The organism is Arthrobacter sp. HY1533, from assembly GCF_027568515.1.
GTDB lineage: Bacteria > Actinomycetota > Actinomycetes > Actinomycetales > Micrococcaceae > Specibacter.
The window spans coordinates 210051-228578 of the sequence record NZ_JANKZF010000005.1 but is presented as its reverse complement, the minus strand read 5'-3'; the positions used below and the strand labels follow the sequence as shown (position 1 = coordinate 228578).

14 protein-coding genes are annotated in these 18528 nt (G+C 66.4%); 10 read left to right on the top strand and 4 right to left on the bottom strand.

Annotated elements, in window-relative coordinates:
* Window positions 1-6 precede the first annotated feature (6 nt).
* Window positions 7-747 carry a GntR family transcriptional regulator gene (locus tag PCK14_RS05830; protein WP_269937527.1) on the bottom strand — a complete coding sequence of 247 codons (741 nt, stop codon included), beginning with the start codon at window positions 745-747 and terminating at the stop codon, window positions 7-9.
* Between the two features lie 299 nt (window positions 748-1046).
* Here PCK14_RS05830 and iolC point away from each other — a divergent pair, with 299 nt between their 5' ends.
* The 5 genes from iolC (at window position 1047) to PCK14_RS05805 (ending at window position 7416) form a co-directional block, all read left to right on the top strand.
* Window positions 1047-2045 carry a 5-dehydro-2-deoxygluconokinase gene (gene iolC, locus PCK14_RS05825; protein WP_269937526.1) on the top strand — a complete coding sequence of 333 codons (999 nt, stop codon included), beginning with the start codon at window positions 1047-1049 and terminating at the stop codon, window positions 2043-2045.
* A complete protein-coding gene (locus PCK14_RS05820) occupies window positions 2042-2962 on the top strand; it encodes a Cgl0159 family (beta/alpha)8-fold protein (RefSeq protein WP_269937525.1) in 921 nt (306 codons plus the stop codon). Before iolC ends, PCK14_RS05820 begins: the two co-directional genes overlap by 4 nt.
* A gap of 18 nt (window positions 2963-2980) precedes the next feature.
* Window positions 2981-4909: a 3D-(3,5/4)-trihydroxycyclohexane-1,2-dione acylhydrolase (decyclizing) gene (gene iolD, locus PCK14_RS05815; protein ID WP_269937628.1), complete on the top strand. Its 1929-nt coding sequence runs from the start codon at window positions 2981-2983 to the stop codon at window positions 4907-4909.
* 99 nt (window positions 4910-5008) lie between these two features.
* On the top strand, window positions 5009-6520 hold the full coding sequence (locus PCK14_RS05810; protein ID WP_269937524.1) for a CoA-acylating methylmalonate-semialdehyde dehydrogenase: 1512 nt from the start codon (window positions 5009-5011) through the stop codon (window positions 6518-6520).
* 362 nt (window positions 6521-6882) lie between these two features.
* The gene (locus PCK14_RS05805; RefSeq protein ID WP_333474345.1) at window positions 6883-7416 is read left to right on the top strand and encodes a serine protease inhibitor; all 534 of its coding nucleotides are present in this window, start codon (window positions 6883-6885) and stop codon (window positions 7414-7416) included.
* Window positions 7417-7492: 76 nt separating this feature from the next.
* On the opposite strand, the gene PCK14_RS05800 is transcribed toward PCK14_RS05805, so the two are convergent.
* The 3 genes from PCK14_RS05800 to mshA form a co-directional block, all read right to left on the bottom strand.
* Complete coding sequence (locus PCK14_RS05800; RefSeq protein ID WP_269937523.1) at window positions 7493-9187, bottom strand: peptide-N4-asparagine amidase; 1695 nt, start codon at window positions 9185-9187, stop codon at window positions 7493-7495.
* Window positions 9188-9488: 301 nt separating this feature from the next.
* Entirely contained in the window at window positions 9489-12626 is a 3138-nt protein-coding gene (locus PCK14_RS05795) for a S8 family serine peptidase (protein ID WP_269937522.1), read from the bottom strand.
* A gap of 239 nt (window positions 12627-12865) precedes the next feature.
* Window positions 12866-14143, bottom strand: a complete 1278-nt coding sequence (gene mshA / locus PCK14_RS05790; RefSeq protein WP_269937521.1) for a D-inositol-3-phosphate glycosyltransferase — start codon at window positions 14141-14143, stop codon at window positions 12866-12868.
* A 238-nt stretch (window positions 14144-14381) separates the two neighbouring features.
* Here mshA and alr point away from each other — a divergent pair, with 238 nt between their 5' ends.
* From alr to tsaD, 5 genes are read left to right on the top strand one after another with little or no spacing between them, the layout of a single operon-like run.
* Entirely contained in the window at window positions 14382-15542 is a 1161-nt protein-coding gene (gene alr / locus PCK14_RS05785; RefSeq protein ID WP_269937626.1) for an alanine racemase, read from the top strand.
* The gene (tsaE, locus tag PCK14_RS05780) at window positions 15539-16138 is read left to right on the top strand and encodes a tRNA (adenosine(37)-N6)-threonylcarbamoyltransferase complex ATPase subunit type 1 TsaE (protein ID WP_269937520.1); all 600 of its coding nucleotides are present in this window, start codon (window positions 15539-15541) and stop codon (window positions 16136-16138) included. Before alr ends, tsaE begins: the two co-directional genes overlap by 4 nt.
* Window positions 16139-16148: 10 nt before the next feature.
* Entirely contained in the window at window positions 16149-16883 is a 735-nt protein-coding gene (tsaB, locus tag PCK14_RS05775; protein ID WP_269937519.1) for a tRNA (adenosine(37)-N6)-threonylcarbamoyltransferase complex dimerization subunit type 1 TsaB, read from the top strand.
* Window positions 16883-17428, top strand: a complete 546-nt coding sequence (gene rimI / locus PCK14_RS05770; RefSeq protein WP_269937518.1) for a ribosomal protein S18-alanine N-acetyltransferase — start codon at window positions 16883-16885, stop codon at window positions 17426-17428. Before tsaB ends, rimI begins: the two co-directional genes overlap by 1 nt.
* Window positions 17425-18516 (top strand): tRNA (adenosine(37)-N6)-threonylcarbamoyltransferase complex transferase subunit TsaD, encoded by a 1092-nt coding sequence (gene tsaD / locus PCK14_RS05765; protein ID WP_269937517.1) that lies wholly within the window; start codon window positions 17425-17427, stop codon window positions 18514-18516. The genes rimI and tsaD overlap by 4 nt, the downstream gene beginning before the upstream one ends.
* Window positions 18517-18528 lie beyond the last annotated feature (12 nt).

The following is an 18528-nucleotide window of genomic DNA, read 5'->3' as shown; positions in this document are numbered from 1 at the left end:
GGGCAGCTAGCGTTGCACCAGCGTCATTTCAAAGCTGTATTGATCGGCACGGTAGACATGCTGGCCCGTTTCTACATTCCGTCCCTTGTCATCCACGGCGGTTCGTTCCATGGTGACCAGGGCTGAAGCCGAATCAATCTCCAAGAGCCCGGCTTGGTGTTTGGTGGCAACCGCGGCGCCGATGCTTTGCTTTGCCAGGCGGAAATTGACGCCGCCCGTGCGCAAGAGGGCATAAAGGCCTTCGCCGGCAAGGGTCGACTCGTCGATTTTGACGATGTCATCGCGCACCCAGTTCTCCATCAGTGCCAGCGGTTTGCCATCAACCATGCGCAGGCGGGTGAAGTGGTAAACCTTGGAGCCCGGAGCCAGCGCCAGCTTTTCACAGATGGCAGGCGTTGCCTGCAGATGGGAAAAGGTCAGAACCTCCGTGGAAGGTTTCCCGCCACGTTGCACGAGATCATCGAAGAGGCTGGAGAGCTCCAGGGAGCGCCGGACCTGGCTGGAGACAACTTGTGTTCCCACTCCCCGCTTGCGCACCAGCAACCCTGCCCGAACCAATTCATCCATGGCTTTTCGCATGGTGGGACGCGAAAGGTTCAATGAGGCGGCCAGATCGATCTCATTTTCGAGCTTTGAGCCAGCTTCCAGTTCCCCGCTGGTGATGGCGGCCTCGATGCCCTTTACCACTTGGTGGTAGAGAGGGACGGGGGATGCGCGGTCGATGGGCAGGTTCAGTGAATTTGTCACGGAATACTCCTTAGGCTGCGCGCAGGGAACAGGCCGGATCCCTGCTCGAGTGTTCATGCTTGAACGGTAACATCTTATTGTCAGGACAAAGTTTATGCAAGAGTGGCATGCAATATCGAACGGCCATTACTTTGATAAAAATGTTCTGTTGTCAGGACAAAGTATTGACATGATGTTGGTCGTGAGGCAGGCTTGACTCGTCAGTTGACTCCGATCGGCATTGGTGCCGGATGGATTCCGCGATTCATCGCCTTGAACGCACTAGGCGAGATTCTCCGTGAAAGGTCTTTTTGATTATCGTGAGCCACGACTTGATTACCATGGGGCGCATCAGCGTCGACATCTATCCCAATGACATTGGGGTGGATCTTGAAGACGTGACGTCTTTCGGGAAGTACCTGGGCGGATCGGCCACCAATGTTGCCGTGGCGGCAGCCCGGCACGGACGCCGTTCAGCAGTCATCACCCGTACCGGCGACGACTCTTTTGGCCGCTATTTGCGGCGCGAGCTCGGCAACTTCAATGTGGATGACCAATTCGTCCGGGCCACCCCCGCACTGCTGACCCCCGTGACATTTTGTGCCATCAAGCCCCCTGAGGACTTCCCTCTGTACTTCTATGGTCGCCAGCCCAGCGCCCCGGACTGGCAGATCGCCGCAGACGAGCTGGACACTGCGGCGATCAAGGACGCTCGCATCTTCTGGTCGACGGTGACAGGCCTCTGCCAGGAGCCGAGCCGCGGCGCGCATCTGGCCGCCCATCTCGCCCGCCCCAAAGCCGAATTGCAGCCAGGGCAGTTTACAATCCTGGACCTGGACTACCGGCCCATGTTCTGGGACTCCGAGGCCGAAGCCAAGGCGCAGATTGCAACAATCCTTCCCCACGTTTCGGTGGCCATTGGCAACGAGAAGGAATGCGCTGTCGCTGTCGGGGCGGGGACACCCGACGAGCAGGCCGACCGATTGCTGGCTGCAGGTGTTCACATCGCGGTGGTCAAGCTGGGAGCGGACGGCGTCATGGCGAAAACAGCCACAGAGCGAGTTGTCTCGGCCCCGGTCTCCGTGGAAACCCTCAACGGCCTGGGTGCCGGCGATTCCTTTGGCGGCGCTTTCGTCCACGGCCTGCTGGCCGGATGGCCATTGGAGCAGGTCCTTGACTTTGCAAACGCCGCTGGCGCCATTGTCGCCTCACGTCTCTCGTGCGCCGATGCCATGCCGACGCCGGATGAGGTCATCTCGCTGCTCGCTGACCGCGGCCGCCTCGTTCCCGAGAACGTCCCGGAAGGAGCCTTGAAATGACGGCCCAGATCGCGGATACTGATCCGCGCCGATATGCCGACCTGACAGCGACCCGTTTGGAAGACCCGGGTGCGGTGGCCCGGGCCGCCGCGGCCCGGCGCAGACATCCGGGCGCCAAGCGAGGCGTGCAGAACTTCATTGTTGCTGCCGACCACCCCGCCCGCGGAGCCATCTCAGTGGGGGCGGATCCGACAGCCATGGCGGACCGGCGGCAATTGCTGGACCGCTTGCAGATCGCCCTGAACAACCCGGCAGTTGACGGGGTATTGGCGTCCCCAGACATCATCGATGACCTGCTGTTACTGGGCGCGCTGGAGGGCAAACTTGTCTTTGGCTCGATGAATCGTGGCGGCCTGGCCGGTCTCGTGAATGAAATAGATGACCGATTTACCGGCCACACGGCACAGGCGCTGGCCGATTTGGGTGCCGATGGCGGCAAAATGCTCAATCGCATCTGTTTGGGCGACCCGGACACCGCCAGCATGCTCGAAGCAACAGCCAAGGCCGTCGACTCCTTGGCCGAGCGCAAGCTCATCGCCATGCTGGAACCCTTCCTCTCCGTCCGTGAAAATGGCAAGGTTCGCAACGACCTTTCCCCGGACGCCGTCATCAAGTCCATCGGCATCGCATCGGGCCTGGGCTCCACGAGTGCCTACACCTGGATGAAGTTGCCGGTGGTGGCGGAGATGGAACGGGTCATGGCGGCCACCACCTTGCCCACAGTTTTGCTCGGCGGAGACCCGGATGCGGGTGCCGATGAGGTCTTTGCCAGTTGGCGTGAGGCGCTGGCGCTCCCCGGTGTGCAGGGCCTTACCGTTGGGCGGACCCTGCTGTACCCCCGCGACGGGGACGTTGCCGGCGCCGTGGCCACCGCGGCTTCGCTCTTGAATCGTTCGACCACCAGCTTGAAGGAGTAAATCATGACAGGACGCACAATGACTGTCGCCCAGGCTGTCGTAGAGTTCCTGGGCAACCAATACACAGTGGACAAGGTGGGTGCCGAGGAATACCGCGGCCGGCTGATCCCAGGCATGTTTGGCATCTTTGGCCACGGCAACGTCGCCGGCGTCGGGCAGGCCCTGAAGCAGTACCAGCACAACGACCCCGCCTTCATGCCCTACTACCAAGGCCGCAATGAGCAGGCACAGTCGCACCAAGCCGTCGGCTATGCCCGCCACACACGCCGTCGGGCCACCTATGCTGTCAGTGCCTCGGTGGGGCCCGGGTCCACCAACCTGTTGACGGGTGCGGCCCTGGCCACCACCAACCGCCTGCCGGTGCTGTTGCTCCCGAGCGATGTTTTTGCCACCCGTGCAGCTGACCCTGTTCTTCAGCAGCTCGAACGCCCGGACGCCTACGACATTTCAGTCAATGACGCCTTCCGTCCGCTGTCGCGCTACTTTGACCGCGTCTCCCGCCCAGAACAGCTGTTCTCGGCCCTGCTCAACGGCCTGCGAGTGCTGACGGACCCGGCCGATACCGGCGCCGTCACGATTTCCTTGCCGCAGGACGTCCAGGCTGAATCCCTGGTGGTGCCGGCGGAGTTCCTGGCCCCTCGCGAGTGGCGGATCCGCCGGCCCGACGCGGACGACGAGGACATTCGTCGCGCCGCCGATGCCATCCGCTCTGCGAAGAACCCGCTGATCATCGCAGGTGGCGGCGTGCTGTACGCCTACGCCGAAGGTGAGCTGGCGAAGTTTGCCGAGGCCACCGGCATCCCCGTCGGAAACACCCAAGCCGGGGTTGGCGTACTGCCCTGGGACCACCCGCGTTCCGTAGGGGCGATCGGCTCCACCGGCACGACTGCGGCCAACGCCATCGCGGCGAAGGCCGATCTGATCATCGGCATCGGCACGCGCTACGAGGACTTCACCACGGCCTCCCGGACAGCATTCCAAAACCCCTTGGTAACCTTCATCAACATCAACGTCACCCCCTTGGATGCCTACAAGCACGGGACAGCGCTGCCCATCGTGGCGGATGCGCGCAAGGCACTCGTGAAGCTCAATGCGGCTCTGGGAGGCTACCGGGTCGGCGCGGATCTGGACCAGCTAGTGGCCGATTGCAAGAAACGCTGGGACGCCATTGTTAACACGGCGTTCGACACCCGCCACACGCCGTTGCCGTCCCAAAACGAGATCATCGGTGCCACCAACCGGGCCATGGACGCTGCGGACGTGGTGGTCTGCGCCGCGGGTTCCCTGCCTGGGGACCTGCACAAGATGTGGCGTATCCGCGATTCCTTCGGCTACCACGTCGAATACGCATACTCCTGCATGGGATATGAAATCCCCGGCGGCTTGGGCGTCAAACGTGCCGCCATTGCCGAGGCGACCGCCGGTGGAACCCAGCGGGACGTCGTCGTCATGGTGGGCGATGGCTCCTACCTGATGATGCACACCGAACTGGTGACCGCCGTCGCTGAGAGGCTCAAGCTGATTGTGGTGCTCATCCAAAACCACGGCTATGCCTCAATCGGAGCCCTCTCCGAATCCCTGGGCTCGCAGCGTTTCGGAACCAAGTACCGTACGCATGACGCCGAACACCACACCTTCGACGACGGCGACACCCTGCCGATCGACTTGGCCCTGAACGCCGAAAGCCTCGGTGTGAAGGTCATCCGCGTCGCACAGGGCGAGAACGCGATTGCAGATCTCGAAGCCGCCGTCACGGTAGCCAAAGCAGCGCCCGAAAACGATGGCCCGGTATTGATCTACATCGAGTCGGACCCGCTTCTGGACGCACCCGACTCCGAATCATGGTGGGACGTGCCGGTTTCGGAAGTTTCCGAACTCGAATCCACCCAGCAAGCCTTCGCCGGCTATACGCAAAGCAAGAGCCGCCAGCGCCAGCTGCTGGGCTGATCCCCAACCGCTCCCACTGCTCGCAAACTCGCAGCGGGACCCACGCGGCAGTGGGCCCACCCCTTTCCCCTCAAGCTGTCTCCCAGAGAGAAGAATCCCATGACTGCAACTGCAACCAAGACCCTCATCAACCACTTCATCAACGGCGTCGAAACCCCCGGCACCGGCGCCACAACCCAGCCCGTGTACAACCCGGCCACCGGTGAAGTCACCGCCGCATTGAGCCTGGCCAGCCGCGAAGACCTCGACGCCACGGTGGCCGCCGCGAAGGCCGCCGCCGAAATCTGGGGCGACTTCTCCCTGGCCCGCCGAACCGCCGTGTTGTTCAAGTTCCGCGAGCTCGTCGCCTCCAATGTGGATGAGTTGGCGGCCCTGGTCACCGCCGAACACGGCAAGGTCCTCTCCGATGCCGCCGGTGAAATCGGCCGTGGCCTGGAGGTCATCGAGTTTGCCTGCGGGATCAACCAGCTGCTCAAGGGCGCCTACTCAGACCAGGCCTCCACTGGCATCGACGTGTTCTCCTTCCGCCAGCCGGTTGGTGTGGTCGCTGGCATCACGCCCTTCAACTTCCCCGTCATGGTGCCTCTGTGGATGTGCCCCATTGCCATTGCCACAGGCAACGCATTTATCCTCAAGCCCTCCGAGCGCGATCCTTCGGCGCCGATGCTGCTGGCCAAGCTGTGGCAGGAAGCCGGCCTGCCCGACGGCGTATTCCAGGTGCTCCATGGCGGCAAGGAAACCGTTGACGGCCTGCTGACCCACCCAGATGTGGACGCCATCTCCTTCGTTGGATCCACCCCCATCGCGAAGTATGTCCACGAGACGGCCACGGCCCACGGCAAGCGCGTCCAGGCCCTTGGTGGCGCCAAGAACCACGCGATCATCCTGCCCGACGCCGACATGGACAACGCGGCCGACCACCTGTCAGCGGCAGCCTACGGTTCCGCCGGTGAGCGTTGCATGGCCATTTCCGTGGCCGTCGCCGTCGGCGATGCCGCAGACACCCTCCTGGCCAAGGTGCGCGAGCGCGCCGAGGCAATCAAGGTGGCCGACGGCACTGAACCCGACGCCGACATGGGCCCTGTCATCACCGCGGCGTCCAAGGCTCGCGTGCTGAAGATTGTCAGCGAAGCTGCCGACGCCGGTGCCACCTTGGTGGTCGACGGCCGGGACTTCACCGTCCCGGGCCAGGAGAACGGCTACTGGGTTGGCCCGACTCTTCTGGACGGCGTGTCCGCCGACATGACCGCCTACACCGAGGAGATCTTCGGGCCGGTCCTGGCGGTCATGCGAGTGGAAACCGTGGAGGAGGGCATCGCCTTGATCAACGCGAACCCGTACGGCAACGGCACCGCCATCTTCACCTCCTCCGGCGCAAATGCGCGCAAGTTCCAACGCGGCGTGCACGTGGGCATGATCGGCATCAACGTACCCGTGCCGGTGCCGGTGGCCTACCACTCCTTCGGCGGCTGGAAGAACTCGCTCTTTGGCGACAAGCACATTTACGGCGAAGAAGGCGTGGCGTTCTACACCCGAGCCAAGGTGGTTACCTCACGCTGGCCCGAACCGAAGCAGGCCTCCGAGGCCAGCTACAACTTCCCCTCGAACTAGACATGGGGTGAAGGCCGGGGACTTCCGTTGAGGAGCAGGTGAATGCTCGCCTGCTCCTCAACGGCATCCGCCACCCGGGGCAGACGAGGTGCACCCAAGCCTGCCAGCCCCCGTTGTCCCCCGAAATGGTTAGGCCCCAGCCGGATAATTGCCAGGCGGTGCTGAATCCGTGAACATCAGGCCGTGGCGTGATGCAGCGTTTGCCTGAAACGGCCATCTGGTGATGCAGCGTTTGCCTGAAACGGCCATCTGGTGATGCGGCGTCGGGTTGAAACCAGCATCTGGTGATGCGGCGTCGGGTGGGGGTGTTGGGAGGCGTCGCGCAGGGGTAGCATGGCAGCAAAAGTTGGGGAGAGGTTGCCATGATCCGAGTGCCCGGAACGTTCCGCACCACCGCGGTGGCGCTCATTTTTACCGCCCTCGTGGCCCTTTCGGCGTGCGCCGTGACGCAGCCCGGAGGATCACCGGGCAGTGTCTCGCCAACGCCCGGCCCGTTCAATCCCAGCCCGTCGGCGACGCCTGCCATGACAGGCCCGGCCGCAACCGGCCCCATTGACCTGACCATCACCGTGACGGCAACCCCGGGGGCCGCGCCCGCCAACTACCGCCTCGTGGCCTCGGGTGCCACGCCCGATGCCGCCTCCACTGTCCCGGACCCGGCGGCTGCGCTCGCAGCCCTGGAGCAGAGCGGCGAGAAGATCTTCTTCCCCGCCTCCGCCCCGCCGCAAAACTGCACCCAGCAATATGGCGGACCGGAGGTGGCCACCGTGACCGGTACCTTCAAGGGTAGGGACGTCAACGCCGCGTTCAGCCGGACCGACGGCTGCCAGATTTCCCGCTGGCAGGCCCTCGCGCCGCTCTTCGGCGGCACCGCCGGCAGCACGGGCGCCATGTAGCGGTGCCGCCAGGCAGCAAGAAAGGCGGGACCGGGAATCGTCCCGGTCCCGCCCTTTGGTGCTTTGTGGTGCCGTGCTACTGGTTGACCAGCACCTTGCCGTGCTCGGTCTTTACGTAGTGCCGGTAGGGCTTGCCGCTGTCATCCTTGCCCTTGTAGGACGACGTCGAATGGCCGTCGGACTCGCTGGTGACTCCGGCGCTCCGGCCGAGGATGCCGTAGGAATCCAGCGTCCAGTTCCAGTTCCGGGCCGTCTTGTCGCTGCCTTCCTTCACCACGCTGTCCACTTCCTGGCCCATGTGGACAGTTGCCGTGAGGGAGAAGTTTTGGTCGTTGGTGTAGTTCGCTGAGGACGCGTCAACCGTGATGGGGTAAGACTCCTGCAGCGAGCTGGAGCGGATGGTCTTGTTCCCGATGCGGGAAGTGGAATCCGCCGTCATGCGGTCCGTCTGGGTGATGGACTGCACCAGGCCGCCGCCGCTGGCCGTGCCGGCATTGCGCCATTCGCGGCCGCTTTTCGCAACGGTGTGGACGCGCCCGGCGGAGGTGTCAATGTAGCCGCTCGTGACATCGTTTCGGCTGGCGGTCTGTGTGTACGCGACAGATCCCTTTGCCGGCGGGTTCACCACGGTCGACGTCGTGGCAGCCGCGGCCACCTGGCTCGACACCAGGGCACCGGACGTCTGCGCCTGGCCATGGTCGGTGTAGAGGAACAAGTTGGCCTTGACGTTCCAGGTGTCGCCGATCTGGTTCATGGAGACGGTGACTTTGTGGTCTCCGCCGTCGACGAGTCCGCCGGCAAAGGGTGTGAGGTCCAGGTTTTCCGGGCGCAGGTCAAAGGTGTCGATCGCCAGGACCGGGCGCCACAGGGTGGGCACGATCCCGCCGGAGTAAATGTGCGGGTAGGTGCCAACGGCGCCTGCCCTGGTGCCGTCCACGGAGACGATGGCCTCCCGGAAGGACCCATGCCCGCACATTCCCGCACCGGGGAACTGTGCTGCGACCTCGTTGGGGACGGTGGTGAACCACTGCTCGTCGCAGCCGTTGCCCTTGAGCGTGACCCGCAGCTGCGCCTGGGTGATGTTGCGGGGGAGGTTCTTAAGCGTTGCCGTGGAGCTCGGCGAGCCCGGGGTGAGGTCAGAGACGGGAACTGCCACCACCTTGTCGGGGGTGCGGGCCGCCGGGAATCCCTTGCCTGTCCGGTAGTAGGTGACTGTCACCGTCTGCGAGTAGACGCCCGTGTAGACGTTGCTCGTGTAGTTCCCAAAGCCGCCCGAGAACGGCTGGGGCGTGGTCAGCAGTGAAGCGAAGTCGGTGATGTCCTTGCTGAAGTGGAACGTGGTGGTGTTGGGGCCGCTGGGCTCCTGCGTGGTGCCGAACCACACGTTGACACCGCCGATGTCCAGGGTGCCGGAGCGGTCAAACTGGCGTCCGCTGACCTTCGAGGTGTAGTCGAGCACCACCTTGGACCACGGGCCGGCGCAGTCGGCCGGCGGAGTCAGCGTGCCGGAGAAGTTCTGCGGGCTGCCGTTGGGTGCGTTGGATGGAAAGTCCTGGGCCAGCGTGGTGGTGCAGCTCTCCGTGGCAGGGCGGGTGACATCGGGTGCCGCCGAGACGGGGTCGCTTACCTCGGTTTCGATGAAGGCCGGTGTGGGGGCCTGTTCCGTGGCATGAACGGCGGGCAGGGCCGACAGTGAAAGTGCGGCAGCCACGGTGAGGGATGCCACCCCGGCTGCCAGCGGCCGGCCGATCGAGCGCAAATATGAGGTCATTGAGGTACTCCAGTGAGAATGCAGTTGTGTAGCTTCGGGCAAAACAGGAGCCAGTCTGCCCCTGAAAAAACATCGCCGTCAAAGCATGAAAGCCGTGTGACATGGCTTGTAAAGTTTGTGACCGACCATCCGGCCCACAGTGCGTCGGGACGCTCGCCAAAAGGCCAGTGGTCCCCCTGTGGACACTCGCCAAATGGTGAGGGAGCCCCCGGCCCGGGGAACTCCCGGGCCCCGGCCCGCGCACGACGGCGGCACCCGTCCCATGTGCCGGGTGCCGCCGTCGTGCTGTGGAACAGTTGTGCTACAGCCCGGGCACCACCGCCTGCTTGCCCTTGCCTGGCTTGCCCTTCTTGCCATGCTCGGGCGCCACCACGGCGCCGTTGGGACCAACGGTGACCGTGACGAACGTTGCCGTTCCCGTGTCGCCGAAGTTGACCCGGCCCAGGTATGAGCCCGGTGTGAGGCCCGTCCACTTCAGCGTGACGTTGCCCGACTTGCCGTTGGCCAGCTTCAGCGGGCTCGGCGAAACAGAGGCGTTGCCGGTTGCGGCACCCAGCACGGCAGCGTCAACTGTGGCCTTGACGGGCGCGCCGTTGGTGCTGGAGTACAGGTTGGCCAGGATGGTGTACGTCCCCGGTGCGGGATTTGCCAGGGACAGGGACTCGCTGGCAGAACCCGTGCGGACGTCGTAGTAGCTTCCCGCCGGGTTGAACACGATCATGTCGTAGTCGGCGGCCGGATCGGAGGAGAGCACCTGGAACTTCGCCAGCTCCGTGCCCTCCGGCACCACCACTTCCTTCAGGAAGTTGGAGGCATCCGGGGTGGTGGAAATGGCACCGGGCACCAGCTCGATGGCTGTCGAATCGGCCTTGGACAGGCCGTCAACGCTCACCTTGATGGGCGCATTGCTCCCGGAAACCACAGGGATCTTGCCGCTGCCGGAACCGCTGGCCGAGTTGAAGGCCACCTCGGGGGCCACCAGGACCGGCACGGGGCGGACCGCAATGGGGGAGACCACGGATGCGCCAGCACCCTGCCAGGACAGGCTGCCCATGGCGAAGGCACCCAGTGCTGCGGTGCTGTTTTCAAAGGTGACCTTGAAGTTGCGCTGTTCCCCGGCGGAGGAGAAGTTCAGCACTGACGGGGTGACCTTGACGTTGACGCCCGGCACGGTGGCCGTGGCCCGGTACAGCCCCGGCTTGAGCGCCGTGACAGTTCGGGTCACCGTGACCTTGCCGGCCAGGTTGCCCACGGCGAAGGACGCCACGTTCATGTCGCGGGCGGCAATGCTGCCCAGGCCCGGGACGTTCACGGGGTAGCCGGTGCCCTTGACGAATTCCAGGTATTCGGTGTCGCCCGCGTCGTACACAAGCCCCGGGGACAGGGCCTTGACCACGGCGGCCTGCCCGGCGCCCGTGCCGAACAGGTCGGGGTTCTTGCTGCCGTCGGCATTGACCACATTCGTGGCAGTGGTCATCATGGCCGATTTCACCGCGGCCGGGGACCAATCCGGGTGCACCGACTTGATGAGGGCGCCGAAGCCGGCAACATGCGGGGACGCCATGGACGTACCGGAGAGCATGCCGAATTGTTCGCCGCCCGTGGCGATCGGGGAGGCCCCGGCAAGCACTGCCACACCGGGTGCGGAGACGTCTGGCTTGAGCAGGTCCGAACTCTCGGCCTCAAGCGGGCCGCGGGAGGAGAAGCCCGCCAGCTGCGGCTGGGCCTCGGCCGGCAGGCCCGTGGTGTCGGTGGCGGCGAGGCCAACCAGGATGTCCGGGTTGGCCGTGACCTTGTCCTTGATCTGCTGCGTTGCCGGCGGGTTCACATGGACCGTGGGCACGGCGTGCAGGTCCACGTCTTCGGAGGATGAGGTGACATTGGCCAGGATCATGCCCACGCCCCCGGCGCGCTTGACCTCGGCGCTCTTGGCCACGCGGTCAATGACGCCGCGGTCGCAGACCACGATCTTGCCTGCCACCTTGGCGGGGTCCAGGGTGTTGGGTCCGCACAGCTGCGGTGATGCGGCGCCTGCTGCGGCTGCCGCGGTGGCCAGCACAACGTGGCTGGGCGGCACCGGGTGTGACATCATGCTGGCACCGCGGAACTTGCTGCCGTCGGCGAACTCCGCCGTGCCCTGCAGCTCGGAGGAGAATGACGTTGCGGCAACCGTGGTGATCCAGGGGGCGCCGTGGTTGACGGTGCCTGCCGTGGGGCCGGAGTTGCCGGCGGAGGCTGCCACGAAGATGCCGGCCGAGGTGGCCGACAGGAAGGCCAGCGAGACCGGGTCTGTGGTGGTGGAGGTGCTTCCGGAGATTGAGTAGTTCAGCACGTCCACGCCGTCCTCGATGGCCTGGTTCACGGCCGCAACGGCTGCCGATGAGTAGCAGCCGCCGGTGTCGGGGTCGGTGTCCTCCCAGCAGGTCTTGTAGATGGACAGCTTGGCCGCGGGGGCCACGCCTCCCGTGATGCCCATGTCCCGCCCGCCCAGGGTGGCCCGGACATTGGCGTTGCCTGCCGCAGTGCTGCCGGTGTGCGTGCCGTGGCTGTCCACGTCCACGGGTGAAATCTGTTCCTGGGGCGCCCGCTCGCCCGGGGGCACGGTGCGCAGGAAGTCGTCGGCAAAGTAGTGTGCGGCCAGCACCTTGGAGTTGCAGGCCGTGCCGTCAAAGCCGGCTCCGGTCCCCGTGCCCTTTTGGCAGGCCCCGGTGAACGTGTCGCCGTTGGCCTTGAGCATGGAGATGGTGCCGTTGGCATTCCGGTACGGGACGCCGACCTTCGGGTTGCCCGTGAGCGGCTTGACCTCATCCCCCGCGAAGAACGGGTTCGACGGCGTGTAGCCGGTGTCGATGATGCCGACAACAACGCCTGCGCCGGCCTTGGCGACGCCGCCAAAGGTCTTGTTCCAGCTGCCGTTGGGGCCGCTGAGGCCCAGGAAGTCGGTGCTTGAGTAGTCGGGTGCGTTTTCCGTGTCCGGTGCCACCATGAGGACCCCGGGGTCCTTGGCCAGGGCCAGGGCCTGCGTCGCGGACAGCTCAGCCGAGAAGCCGTTGATGGCGGCCGTGAACGTGCGGTTGGCAGTGACGCCCTGGGAACTGGCCACGGCGGCCTGCTGGCTCTTCAGGTGTGCCTGGTATTTCTTGACCTCGGGCTTGTTGACGTCCAGCTTGCGCCCCTGCGCCGGCTTGGTGCGGGCCAGACCGGCCGTTCCGCCGCTGTACATGGCCGTGGGCAGCTCATTCAGGACCACAATGTAGCGCCCGGCCTGGTAGTCCAGGGGATTGATGTCGTTTTGGGTGGTGGACGTGGCCGAATCGTCCGGCGCCGCGGTGGCCGGGACCGCACCCAAGGCGCCCAGGACCAGCGGCAGGCCGGCACAAATGGCTGCGGCACGCAATGCCGCCCGCCCCCTAAAAAGTGATCTTCCTCTTTGTTTCATGGCGTGCAACCTTTCAACAGGACCATCCAGGCGTCGTTGCCTGAAGGGTGCAGTGGGCTGCGCGGGGAAGCGGACCAGGTAAGGGCGCAAACCCGTACTATGCAGCCACGAAATGAGACCTTACCGGGAGGTAGCCTCAATGTGGTGTGGGTCCCGGGCAATTCTGGCGCCGGCAGGCCAAGTCTGTCCTTTTGGCCAAATTGTGGCCGGGAGGCTTGACGGGGCGCCCTGGCAGGAGGTCAGCAGCCGGGAGGGGCCACGTACTGGTAGGTCAGGGCCAGGTCGTAGCTGGCCATGGTCTGGGCTGCCGTCCGCTCCCAGCCGAAGGCCTCGGCATAGACGGAGGCCGCACGGCCCATGTCCGCCCGGGTCTGCGGGAAGTCGTGCAGCGAGGCGATGGCCTGCGCCCAGAGCTTGTGCGACCGGCTGGCCACCAGCAGGCCTGTGCGGCCGTCGCTGACGGCCCGCGGCAGCCCGCCCACGTTGGTGGCAACCACAGGTGTGCCGCAGGCCTGGGCCTCGAGGGCCACGAGGCCGAACGACTCGCTGGATGACGGAACAGCCACCACGTCGGCGCTTCGGTACCAGTCGGCCAGCCGTTCCGGCCCCACCGGCGGGAGGACGGACGCACAGGCGGAGAGGCCGGCGTCGTCAATCATGGCGGCGAGGTCGTACTTGTCGCTTCCGCTGCGGGCCCCCAGGAAGGTCAACTGCAGGTCAATGTCGGGCCGTTCCGCCCGCAGCAGCGCCGCCGCCTTGACCAGCACATGCGGTCCCTTGAGCCGCTGCAGCCGTCCGGCAAACACCACATGGAAGCGTTCGGCGGCGATGCCCAGCTCCTGGCGTGAGCGGTCGCGGAAGGCGGGCTTGAATATTTTCAGGTCCACGCCGGGGGAGACCACGTCAATGCGCTGCTCGCAGCCGTCGTAGTGGCCCTCCAGCTCGGCGGCCTCGGCCGTGGTGTTCGCGATCAGGCGGGTAGCGCCGGCCACGATGTGCTGCTCGCCGTCCTCCCGGATGCCCGGCTCGGCAAGTTGGCCCGGGCGCAGGTGGTGGTTCTTGACCCGCGCCATGGTGTGCATGGTGTGGACCAGGGGAAGGTCCAGGCGCTTGGCCACCAGCAGCCCGGCCATGCCCGAGAGCCAGTAGTGCGAGTGGATCACATTGACCGGCAGGGCGGCCTGCCCGGCCGGGGACGGCGCGTCGCTGAGGGCCTCGATGTGGGCGGCAACGGCGTCGGCCATTTCATTGACCAGCTCCGGCAGGGCCTCCTTGGAAACCTTGCCGAAGGGGCCTGCCTGAATGTGGTGGACGTCCACATGCGGGGCCAGGGCCACGGTGCCGGGCTGGCTGGCGGAGGTGCGGCGCGTGTAGATGTCCACAGTGATGCCCGCCGCCGCGAGCTCGAGGGCCAGCGCCCTGACGTAGACGTTCATGCCGCCGGCGTCGCCGCCGCCTGGCTGTTCGAGGGGGGAGGTGTGCAGGGAGAGCATGGCGACCCGCCGGACCTGGTGCACGTGCGGCCCTCCTGACTGTTGTTGGCGCGGCCGGGTGTTGCCCCGGCTGCCGGACGTGGCAGCCGCGGCATGCCTGCCGGGACCGTCAAAATGCCTGCTCCAATCTTGCCACTGCCAAGGCGCCCGGGCCAGCGAGGGTGCCCCTGCCCCGGGACGGCCCGCCGGGAAGGAATGGAAAGTGGCCTAAAATGGGCGGGTGAGCCACTTCGTTGCGCCAGTTCCCGGGCCGGATTCCGGCATGGAACGGCAAGCCATCATTGACCTGTCCGCGATCGCCAACAACATCCGCCACCTGCGTGAAATCTGTGCACCCGCCCGGTTCATGGCCGTGGTCAAGGCCGACGCCTACGGCCACGGCGCCGTCCAGGTGGCCCGGACTGCCCTGGCGGCCGGGGCCAACTGGCTGGGCACGGCCCACGTCAGCGAGGCGCTCGCGTTGCGGGCAGCCGGCATAGAGGCGCCCCTGCTGGCCTGGCTCCACACCCCTGCCACCGACTTCACCGCCGCCGTGGAACAGGAGATCGACCTGGGCTGCTCCGGCTGGGAGCTTGATCACATTGTTGCCGCCGCCCGGGAATTGCAGCGCCCGGCCCGCGTACACCTGAAGATTGACACGGGCCTGGGCCGCAACGGCTGCTCCCGCAGCGACTGGCCGGCGCTGGTCGCCGCCGCCATGGACCACCAGCGCCAGGGCCTGCTGCGCGTGGTTGGCGTGTTCAGCCACCTCGCCGTCGCCGACGAACCCCACCGACACGAGACCGACGAACAGCTGGAGCGCTTCCGCGAGGCCGTCGCCGTGGCAGAGGAGGCCGGCGCCGAGCTGGAGGTGCGCCACATCGCGAACACGCCCGCCACCATGTCCCGCCCCGACTCGCACTTTGACATGGTCCGAGTGGGCCTGGGGATTTACGGCCTCTCACCCTTTGCCGACCGCACCTCCGCGCAGCTGGGCCTGGTCCCGGCCATGACCCTGCAGACCCAAATGGCCCTGTGCAAGGACGTGCCCGCCGGCCAGGGGGTCTCCTACGGGCTCAACTACGCCACTGCCGCCGCGACCACACTGGGCCTGGTTCCGCTGGGCTACGCGGATGGCATTCCACGCGTGGCAACCGGCGGGCCCGTGCGCGTCAACGGCACCACCTACCCCGTGGTGGGCCGCATTGCCATGGACCAGATGGTCATTGACCTGGGGCCGGACGCACGTGCGGGCTTCACGGAACCGGGCTCCGGGGTCCATGCCGGGACGGCCCTGGGCGCCACCGCCGAGCTGTTTGGCAACGGGCACGACGGCGGGCCCCTGGTCGAGGAGTGGGCCGCAGCCGCCGGGACCATCAACTACGAAATTGTCACCCGCATCAGCGGCCGCGTTCCCCGCAGCTACATTGGCGGCACACTGTGAGCGCCTGGGAGTTCGCCACCGGCACGGCCGAGGCAACACAGGAACTGGCAGCCAGGCTGGCCGGGCTGCTGCGGGCAGGGGACCTGATCATCCTCAGCGGCGAGCTCGGGGCCGGCAAGACCACCTTCACCCAGGGCCTGGGCCGCAGCCTCGGAGTGCGCGAGGGTATCATCTCGCCCACCTTTGTGCTGGTGCGCATCCACCCCAACCTGCCCGAAGGCCCCAACCCGGGCGGCCCCGACCTGGTCCACGTGGACGCCTACCGCCTGGCCACGCCCGGCGAAATTGACGACATTGACCTGGAAAACACCATGGACAGCTCCGTCACTGTGGTCGAGTGGGGCGTGGACAGGGTGGAACACCTGGCGGCCAGCCGGCTGGAAATTGAGCTGGTCCGCGCGGTGGGCGGCGCAGCCCCGGGGGCCCCGGACCCCGTTCACGCTGCCGCGCCCGCTGCGGATGACGACTTTGCCGACACCTTTGACACCGACGGGGACGACGACGAGCCCCGCACCCTGCGCCTGCGGGCCGTGGGCCCGCGCTGGGACGGCGTGGACTTTTCGGTGCTGGGCCAGCCGCTGAACACAACAGAATAGACTGAAACCCGTGCGAATCTTGACCATTGACACATCCGCCGTTGCCAGCGCAGCGCTGCTTGACCTTGACCCTCGGGACCCCGTGCGGCCGGCCGCCGTGGTGGCCAACTTCGCCACCGCCGACACCCGCAGCCACGCCGAGGTGCTGGCGCCGGGCGTGAAGTCGCTGTTCACTGACCCCGTCACGGAGGGGCCCGCACTGGACGCCATTGTGGTGGGCACCGGGCCCGGCCCGTTCACGGGTTTGCGCTCCGGCATTGCCATGGCCCGCACCCTTGCCTTCACCTGGGGCGTGCCGATCTTCGGGATGATGAGCCTGGACGCCCTGGCCCAGCAGGTCTTTGACGCACCCGAATACCGTGACGGGCGCGCCGTGGGACCACTGGCCACGGGCGACTTTGTGGTGGCCACCGACGCCCGCCGCAAGGAAGTGTACTGGGCCCGTTTCAGCGCCGGGGCACAGCTGCTGGACGGCCCGCATGTGGGACCCGCCGCGGACATCACCGGCGTGCCGGTGTTTGGCGCCGGCGCCGGGCTGTACCGCGAGGTCCTGGAGGCCGGTGGCTGCATCGTCAACGAAACCTTCGCCGATGCCCAGCCGACAGCACTGGAACTGGGCCGCGCCGCCGCACGGCGGATCTGCGCGGCAGGCTCGCTCGAGGCGGCCGGCTTGCTCGAAACCACCCCGCTGTACCTGCGCGAATCGGACGCCAAGGTGCCGGGTCCCCGGAAAAGGGCCCTGTGATGGCCGACGGCCCCAACGCGGCGGCCACCACACCGCCGGCCGTGCTGCGCGAGATGGTCCCGGCTGACATTGACTTCATCACGGAACTGGACCGGCAGCTGTTCGGCATAGACTCCTGGCCACGGGACATGTTCGTGGCCGAGCTCATGCAACCCGAAACCAGGCGCTACGTCATTGCCGAGGTGCCTGACGGCAAGGGCGCCGCCAGGACCGCCGGCTATGCGGGACTCATGTGCGTGGCACCCGTGGGGGACATCCAGACCATTGGCGTGCTGCCCGAATTTGAGGGCCGCGGCATTGCCCGTGCCATGATGGACGAGCTCCTTGCCGAGGCCGTTCGCCGCGGGGCCGCCGAGGTCCTGCTGGAGGTCAGCAGCACCAACCCGCGCGCCCAGAATCTCTACAAGCGCTACGGCTTTGAACACATCCACACCCGCCGCAGGTACTACCGGGACGGCTCGGACGGCCTCGTCATGCGGCTGGCCCTGGCGGAACCCGCGGCCCCGGCAGACACAACCGGCACCACAGCAAAGGACCCCTCATGAACTCCGCCAAGCCGCTGATCCTGGGGATTGAGTCCTCCTGCGATGAAACGGGCGTGGGGCTGGTCCGCGGCACCGAACTGCTGGCCAACACTGTCTCGTCCTCCATGGATGAGCACGTCCGCTTTGGCGGGGTCATTCCCGAAATTGCCTCGCGCGCACACCTTGACGCCTTTGTGCCCACCCTGCAGCAGGCCCTGGCCGATGCCGGCGTGACACTTGAGGACGTGGACGCCATCGCGGTCACGAGCGGGCCCGGCCTGGCCGGCGCGCTCATGGTGGGCGTGAGCGCGGCCAAGGCGCTGGCCCTGGCCACCGGCAAGCCGCTGTACGCGATCAACCACCTTGTGGCGCATGTGGGTGTGGGCCTGCTGGATGAAGCCATCGCCGCGCAGTACAGCGACGGTGCGCTGCCGGAGAACCTGGGCGCACTATTGGTTTCCGGCGGGCACACCGAAATCCTGCGGGTGCGCAGCATCGCCGCCGACGTTGAGCTGCTGGGCGCCACGATTGACGACGCCGCCGGCGAGGCTTTTGACAAGGTGGCCCGCCTGCTGGGGCTCAGCTACCCGGGCGGACCCGCGATCGACCGGCTGGCCAAGGAAGGCAACGCCAAGGCCGTGCGCTTCCCGCGCGGACTGACAGTGCCCAAGTACATGGGCACGGCTGAGGAGCCGGGCCCGCACCGCTACGACTTCTCCTTCTCCGGGCTGAAGACGGCCGTGGCCCGCTGCGTGGAAGGGTACGAGGCACGCGGCGAGGACGTGCCGGTGGCCGACATTGCCGCCTCCTTCCAGGAGGCCGTGCTGGATGTCATTACGGCCAAGGCAGTGCTGGCCTGCCGCGAGCAGGGCATCACCACCTTGCTGCTGGGCGGGGGAGTGGCGGCCAATTCACGGCTCCGCGAGCTGGCGGCGCAGCGCTGTGCCTCGGCCGGCATCGCGCTGCTGGTGCCCAAGCTTTCACTGTGCACCGACAACGGAGCCATGGTGGCCGCGCTCGGCGCGCAGCTGGTCATGAACGGTGCGGCGCCCAGCGACCTCGCCTTCGCCCCTGACTCCTCCATGCCCGTGACCAGCATCAGCCTTTGACCTGCCTGCCTG